This is a genomic window from Barnesiella sp. CU968 (assembly GCF_905219685.1).
Taxonomy (GTDB): domain Bacteria; phylum Bacteroidota; class Bacteroidia; order Bacteroidales; family Muribaculaceae; genus Lepagella; species Lepagella muris_A.
Genome location: NZ_CAJMXD010000123.1, coordinates 1 through 7,445, shown reverse-complemented (window position 1 = coordinate 7,445; position 7,445 = coordinate 1). Strand labels below are relative to the sequence as shown.

General features: G+C 50.0%; 6 protein-coding genes. All 6 read right to left on the bottom strand.

Annotated features, from left to right (window positions below; all coding sequences use genetic code 11):
* Nucleotides 1-772 (bottom strand): fimbrillin family protein (locus tag JX312_RS06410; protein ID WP_204457434.1); only part of this gene is annotated, 772 nt, incomplete at its 3' end.
* 183 nt (nucleotides 773-955) lie between these two features.
* Nucleotides 956-1,876 (bottom strand): 5-dehydro-4-deoxy-D-glucuronate isomerase, encoded by a 921-nt coding sequence (kduI, locus tag JX312_RS06405; protein WP_123404476.1) that lies wholly within the window; start codon nucleotides 1,874-1,876, stop codon nucleotides 956-958.
* Nucleotides 1,877-1,928: 52 nt separating this feature from the next.
* Nucleotides 1,929-3,350 (bottom strand): PTS galactitol transporter subunit IIC, encoded by a 1,422-nt coding sequence (locus JX312_RS06400; RefSeq protein ID WP_204457433.1) that lies wholly within the window; start codon nucleotides 3,348-3,350, stop codon nucleotides 1,929-1,931.
* 8 nt (nucleotides 3,351-3,358) lie between these two features.
* Nucleotides 3,359-4,519: a DUF4861 family protein gene (locus JX312_RS06395; protein WP_123404480.1), complete on the bottom strand. Its 1,161-nt coding sequence runs from the start codon at nucleotides 4,517-4,519 to the stop codon at nucleotides 3,359-3,361.
* 27 nt (nucleotides 4,520-4,546) lie between these two features.
* Nucleotides 4,547-5,341 (bottom strand): gluconate 5-dehydrogenase, encoded by a 795-nt coding sequence (locus JX312_RS06390; protein WP_123404482.1) that lies wholly within the window; start codon nucleotides 5,339-5,341, stop codon nucleotides 4,547-4,549.
* Nucleotides 5,342-5,437: 96 nt separating this feature from the next.
* Nucleotides 5,438-7,445: DUF2264 domain-containing protein (locus tag JX312_RS06385; protein WP_204457432.1), on the bottom strand; the 2,008-nt coding region annotated here is incomplete at its 5' end.

Genomic DNA, 7,445 nt, shown 5'->3' with positions numbered 1-7,445 from the left:
ATGCAGTCCCTNTCTTGAAACCTGTGTTTACGGGTGTATACGTCTGCGTTTTCTCACCCTGCTCTATAAGCAGTTGCGAACCTTCAACTTCCTGTGAGGGGATATAGGCGCGGAAATGTTTCTTACCGACGTTTTCCATCTTAACATCGGCGGTCTCCGTGCCGGAAAGCGTCATCACTTCTTCCGTGCCGAACTTGCCGAGGTCGAAGCTTGCCTTTGTCTTGACACTTTTAACGGTTACGCCACTTGCCGCGCCACCACTGATTCTTGTGTCAATCAGCGAGAGCTGATGACTGAAAATGAGTTTCACCACTTCTGAGGATGCATCGACACCACCGGTGTTTGCCATCATGAGGTCGCACATAGATTTTGTGGCGTCATAGGCGATAGCCGTGGGGTCAGCGTTTTCAACATAGGGATAATAGGCATAGAAATCGAGAATCTCGCCATTCGAAGGTTTGGTCACTTCCCTGTCTATAATCCATTCGCCGCCCGAATAAGTCAGCTTGCGGTTGTCGGCATAGTTGCCCGATGCCTTCAGCGACACATCCCCGTCCGTTCTTTTAACCACAAAGAGACCGACCTGGTCTCCTTCCGAGAAGACGGTTTTGAAATTATCGTCAGTAACCGTGCGGGTTGTATTGTCATCGGTTGTCAGTTCGAATTTGAAACCCGCGTTGTCTCCGGTGCCGTTGGATGGGAAGAAATCTGTTTCCTGAGAGCATCCTGCCAGCACCAATAAAGAAGATAAATAATAGAATACCTTTTTCATCAGTCGATTTTAAGGAGGTTAGTTAATAAAGTTTTATCAATAAGGCGACCGACACCACAAATTACACATAAGTGCAACCAAATTTTTTCACAAATATGAATCCATATATTATAATACAGCAGCGGCATTCGACAATATTGCCGAATACCGCTGTTTCTATAGAAAATTTTCCGTATATTCGTGTTAGCGCATCTCTGTGTAGGGGAAGCGGTCCTGGTCGGTATAGTCGAGGTTTTCGCCGCCCATGCCCCAGATAAACATGTAATTGCTTGTGCCTGCTGCGCAATGGATGCTCCATTCGGGTGAAATCACCGCCTGCTCGGGATTCATCCAGATAAGACGGTTCTCCTTTGGTTCTCCCATAAGATGACAGATACGGTTGCCTTCGGGCACATTGAAGTAATAGTATGCCTCTACACGACGGTCGTGGGTGTGGGCCGGCATGGTGTTCCAGACAGAACCTGTCTTAAGCTCTGTCAGACCCATCTGAAGCTCACACGGACCTTCCTCAAGAACGTTATTAACAATCAGCTGATTGATTACGCGGTCGTTGCTTTCGGCAAGAGAGCCGGCTTTGATCTGGTTCGCCTTGATTGTGCCCTTCCTGCCGTCGATCGAGATCAACTGTGTCTTGTAATGTTTGTGGGCGCGTGTGGAATTGATGTAGAATTTGGCGGGATTAGCGGCATCCTTGCTTCTGAAGGTAACTTTTTTGTTTCCCTGACCGACATACAGCGCATCCTTGAAATGCAGTTCGTAATCCTTGCCGTCCACATTCACTATGCCGTCGCCACCGGTATTGATCACACCAAGCTCGCGGCGTTCCAGAAAATACTCCGCCTTGAGGGGATCTATTGTCTCAAGCTCGACAGTCTTCGATACAGGCATGACACCTCCGAAAATGAGACGGTCATACATAGTGTATGTGAGGTTAACCTTATCCGCCTCCATCACTTTTTCCATCAGAAAACGGGAACGGAGCTGCTCGTTGTCGTAATGTTTCACATCTGCGGGATGACACGCGTGAAGAACCTGATAGTTGGTCTGAGCCTGCATCGCGCCACACGCCGCAAGCATAAATAGAGATAATGCTATTCTTTTCATATTGTAGTTATTCTGTTTATTAACATTCCTGATTGTGTGAATGAGGACTTGTTTACTCTGTTTTCTGAAGTCTGTCGGAACCTGAGGCAATCATAGCCTTCTGATTGCGGACAATCAGTATGCGGTTGAACACAGCCATGCCGAGAGCCACCGCAACAAGCAGACCGGCTCCGATCCATTTGAGATTGCATGAACACTGATAGATTATCCATGACAGCGGACTCGAAGCGAAATCAAGCGAACCGCCGTCAAACCCGGCAGGAATCGCCACGGCTGCATCTCCGGTCGCCGAGAACACATCGGCGGCGGCAATCGTAAATGCGGGTGCCATATTTGTAACCATATAAAGACCAACGACTATCGCCACAAGTCCTGCAACGAATGTCTTGACCACATTGCCTTTCGTATACGGCAGCATCAGAGGAAACAGATAGAACATTCCCGCCAATGAAGCCAAGGGAAGGAACTGGTTGCCCGGAAGCACAACGGCAAAGAGCAGTGTCACAGGTATGAGCAGAATAGATGCCACGAGTGTGGCGGGATGACCGATTACAAGCGCCGGACTCATACCGATGTTCAGACCGTCAGCACCCTTGAATCTCCGGGAGATAAGACTTCTTGTCGCTTCGGAGATAGGCTTGAGACCCTCGATAAAGAGCACCGTGACACGGGGAATAAGCTCCATCACGGCTCCCATCTTGATTCCGAGACCGAGTATATAAGGAATATTGTCAACTATCTCTTTCCAGCTCTCGCATGTCAGGCAACCGATGCCAACACCGACAATGACACCGAGCATAAGCGGTTCTCCGAGCACACCGAATTTCTTTTTCAACCCTTCGGCATCGACGTCTACTTTGTTCGCACCCGGAATTTTGTCGAAAAGCCAGTTCACACCGATTGCAAAAGGCACGAAACCTGCGCAAAACGGCTGTGGAATTGAAATTCCGTCCATTCCTTCATAGAAATTCTGGAATTTGCGTGCCGTCATATCTGCGATGACAAGAGTAATAACGTAGCACACTATTGCCGCGAAAAATCCCCAGACCAGTGAATCGGATGCGAAATATACCACAGCCCCTATAAATGCGAAATGCCAGTAATTCCACAGGTCGATATTTACGGTGCGGGTAGTTTTGGTGAAAAGCATCAGCAGGTTGACACCAAGACATACCGGAATCACAAATGCACCGACAGCAGTATTATATGCCACGGATGCAGCCGCCGGCCAGCCCATATCAAACACTTTAAGCTGGAGGTCATAGATTTCCACTACTTTGTTAAGCGCCGGTCCAAGTGCCGAAGTCAGCAACGCCGTCACGATAGAAAGCCCCACGAAACCGACACCGACCTTCAGTCCGGATTTCAACGCATCCCCGAACCTTATGCCTATGCAGAGCCCGAGCACAGTAAAAATCACAGGCATCATTACAGCGGCGCCGAGACCGATTATGTATTTAAAAACTTCTTCCATCTCCTTTATTACTTTCTTGAAATTACTTTTATCCGAAGCGGGTTGTCAAGACACATCCTTTTGCGCTCTATCTTATCACGCCATGCATCCATCGACGGCACTCCCCCTTTGCTCCAGCCCGCGCCCCAGTAATATGTGAACGGCTTCGCATTCTCCACCTTACCTTTGAGAACCACGTGCCCAACGGCATCACCCGCAGGAGCGGGAAGGGGCATATACAACGGTTCGGAATCAGAAACAGACAGCATACCAAGATATATAGTCCCGTTTCCGGCTTCCGCATTTTCAGTGAGATCCGCATATGCCACGGCATTGTTCTCCTTGTCGAGCACATAACCTTCGGGATTCTGGATGTGCACAACCTGGCCGGCAACCATATCCCTTACGGAATCGAGTCCGTAATATGTCACATCCGTTCTGTTGAACCAGTCTCCGGCATCAAGGGTGATCACACGCTGCTCGGCTGCAGGTATCCCTTTTTCCGCTGTCGCAGGGGGATAAACCAGCCTGACCTGAAACCGCAGCGGTCCGTGTTCGATAATCTCATATTCCGAGAAACACCACGGATAAATGATTTCACCGGAGTCATCAAGCAATGCGTTTGTGCCTCCGCCGAGCGTGGGACCGACAGTATACACGTCCATCCCCTCACCATAGTCACGATGAAACGTCTTTCCCTGACGGTTGTTGCCGATATATCTCTTTTCAAGCACAAGGTCCGGCACTGACTTTGTCCAGATGTCGTAACCGAACGTGCGGTCTCCGTTCTTCTGCTGTCCCGGACCATAAGCGCGATACGCGCCATTGTCGTTCTCCCATGTCATGTCATCGGCACGCTCCGGGAAGAGGCGACCGTAGACAAGAGGTGTCACAGGTTGCGGCACTCCGGGAGCCGCCACATATACCGCCGAGCCGCCGGCAGCGACATTTACCGGAAACAATATTTTCCCGTCATGTGTCTTCTGCCATGGAATCTCCTTACCTTCCGAATCCGTAAGAACGAAGAAAGGAGAACCGAGACGCGATTTCACCGCGCTCTCGTCAATCTCCGCAATCTCGTTTTCCCTCGCGAATCCGGCAGGGTTATAAATCATGATTTCCACGGACTCCGCCCGCGCCGACAGGGCGCAGGCGAACACCGCAGACAACAACATCATGCGATTCATCATCACTTATGATAGGTTAGATTATAATTATCATGGTTGTTTACCGATATAGGCAAGAATACCTCCGTCTACGTAAAGCACATGGCCGTTGACAAAGTTGGAGGCATCGGAGGCAAGGAACACCGCCGGGCCCATGAGGTCTTCAGGAGTGCCCCAGCGACCTGCCGGTGTTTTGGCGATGATGAACTGATCGAACGGGTGACGGCTTCCGTCGGGCTGACGCTCGCGCAACGGAGCTGTCTGCGGGGTAGCGATGTAACCCGGACCGATACCGTTGCACTGTATGTTGGCATCACCATATTCGGAACAGATGTTGCGGGTAAGCATCTTGAGGCCTCCTTTGGCTGCGGCATAGGCAGACACAGTCTCCCTGCCCAATTCGCTCATCATCGAACATATGTTAATAATCTTTCCGTGACCTTTCTTTATCATGCCGGGAATCACAGCCTTGGCGCATATAAACGGCGCAATAAGGTCGATATCCACAACGAGACGGAAATCCTCCACTGCCATTTCCGTCATCGGTGTGCGCTTGATTATGCCGGCATTGTTTACAAGAATGTCCACACCGCCGTAGTTTTTCTCTATGTCGGCAATCATTTCCTGCACGCTTTTTTCATCCGTCACATCGCAGAAATATCCTTTGGCATCAATCCCGGCAGCCTTGTAATTCTCGGCGCCGATATTCATCGACTCCTCTGTATGAGCATTATATACCACTTTCGCGCCGGCATCGTGAAGTGCCTTTCCAATCGCGAATCCTATACCATACACACCACCTGTGACCAGAGCCACTTTCCCTTCAAGGGAGAACATATTTTCCATTATACCTTGATGTTATAGTTTTTAGAGTATATTTCGTTGTAACACGAATTTATTTCGTGAGCTTAATTTTAACTCACTTATAATATATACGTTTTTTCAGAACAAATCACCCATTCTCTGCTTGTCGCCTCTCCAGTGATGGTCTTTGGGGAATGGTTTGCCCGACCATGCCTTGCGGCTTGTCCAGTCGAGCGGAGCGTCACTCCAGAACGGATGAGTGGCAGGCAGACCGAGAGGCATGAATGCCAGCGTGGTCATATACAGCGAGCCATTGTTCGTATACCAGTCGGCGACATTAGGCTGACGGCCGCAGAATCCGATTGTAAGAAAATCCTTCTCGTTGAAATTCTCTTTACCGTCAAACATATTGTGCATGACTGCCGTAAGAGCAGCACGGACCTGTCCGGGGGTCATTCCGGCAGGGAGCTTGTCATACCATGCCATCAGAGCGAGAGGCTGCATGGTAGCCATGCGGTAGGGTATCGAACGTCCGAACACAGGGAATGTCCCTTCGGGTGATATGAGACGTTCGAGAACCACAGCATACTTCTGCGTTCTTCTCAGAGCCTGCTCGTAATAACGCGGATAATGTATACGGGTATATGCCTTTGCGTCTTTCATGTTCTGAAGCGTCTCCAGATACATGGGGTGGAAAACATAACTGCTGTAATAGTCGAATGCGAAGTCTGGACCGTCGGCATACCAGCCGTCGCCGGTATACCACTCCTCGGTCTTGCGTATTGCCGAGTTCACGCGGTATTGGTCATAAGGAGCGCCTACTTTTGCAAGAAAGCTCTCTATCGTGGAAGAGAAAAGCAACCAGTTTGTATAAGGAGGATCGACTTTTCTGAGCTGTGTGAATTCAGTTATGTAACGCTGCTTTGTGACATCGTCGAGAGGAACCCAAAGCGCATCGTAACCGCGTATGAAACTCTCTGCCACATATGCGGCATCCACCAGAGCCTGACCATGACCGCGCCAGCCGAGATAATCAGGGCTGTCGGGATTCACGGCATGAGCGTAACTTTTAAGAGCCATCTCCCTGAGTTCAGAACGCATCTTACCCTCTTCCGTACCGTCGTCGGGCAGCGACAGCCATGGAGCTATGCCTGCCATCAGACGACCGAATGTCTCCATATACGTCACTTTCTTGTCGCGGCCGTCCCAGTTGGGGCTTACCTCTACAAGCATATTCTTCTGCAGGTTGCCGTCAGCCATATTGCTGAGCACGGGATAAGCGATTTTGTATGCAAGGTCTGACCAGTATTTTCTATCCTGATTCTTACCTTTCTCAAGATGTCTGACATATTCGCACGCAGCGAGCAAAAAAGCTCCCGTCCCGAAATCGGAAGTCGATCCGGCATCGACCACCTGCCCCGGAATCGCCTTCTCTCCGATAGGCTGCACATAGCCTACCGTACCGTTTTTCTGAAGTGCCTTTCCACGAAGATATTTCCATCCTTTCTGCGCCGCGTCAAGATAGCGTGAATCGGTAAGATAACCGTTGTTTATGCCCCACAGCAGACCGTAAGTGAAGAATGCCGTGCCGCTTGTCTCCGGTCCCGGAGCGTGTTCAGGATCAAGCATGGAGCGTGTCCAGTAGCCTTCAGGCTGCTGACATGCCACAACCGCATCGGCAAGTTTCCTGTATTTCTTCTCGAAGAAGTCACGGTGCTTGTATTCCGCCGGCAGGTCTCCGAGGACTTTTGCCAGACCGGCGAGAACCCAGCCGTCGCCGCGTGCCCAGAAATCCTTCTTGCCGTTGACACTCTTATGTTTCGGATATACATATTTGCCATCCCGAAAATAAAGACCGGTCTCGTTGTCAAGCATGATACTGTCGCTGACGAGGACGTAATCGTAAAGTTTGTCAAGATATTTGCTGTTTCCGGTAATCTTATACATTTTTGTCATCACCGGCATCACCATATACAATCCGTCTGCCCACCACCAGTAATCATTCTGCGGCGTGGACATCTGATATTCCATTACTTCCCTGGCGCGGCGTATACGTCTGTCATCGGGAAGAATATTGTAAAGATCCGCATATGTCTGGAAACATATCTGCCAGTCGCCGAAAAGCACATGCTCGTCGGTCTCTCCG

Excerpts from the sequence above, each read along its gene's own strand:
- JX312_RS06400 (WP_204457433.1), bottom strand. The coding sequence starts at position 3,350 with ATGGAAGAAGTTTTTAAATACATAATCGGTCTCGGCGCCGCTGTAATG.
- JX312_RS06395 (WP_123404480.1), bottom strand. The coding sequence starts at position 4,519 with ATGATGAATCGCATGATGTTGTTGTCTGCGGTGTTCGCCTGCGCCCTG.
- JX312_RS06390 (WP_123404482.1), bottom strand. The coding sequence starts at position 5,341 with ATGGAAAATATGTTCTCCCTTGAAGGGAAAGTGGCTCTGGTCACAGGT.
- kduI (WP_123404476.1), bottom strand. The coding sequence starts at position 1,876 with ATGAAAAGAATAGCATTATCTCTATTTATGCTTGCGGCGTGTGGCGCG.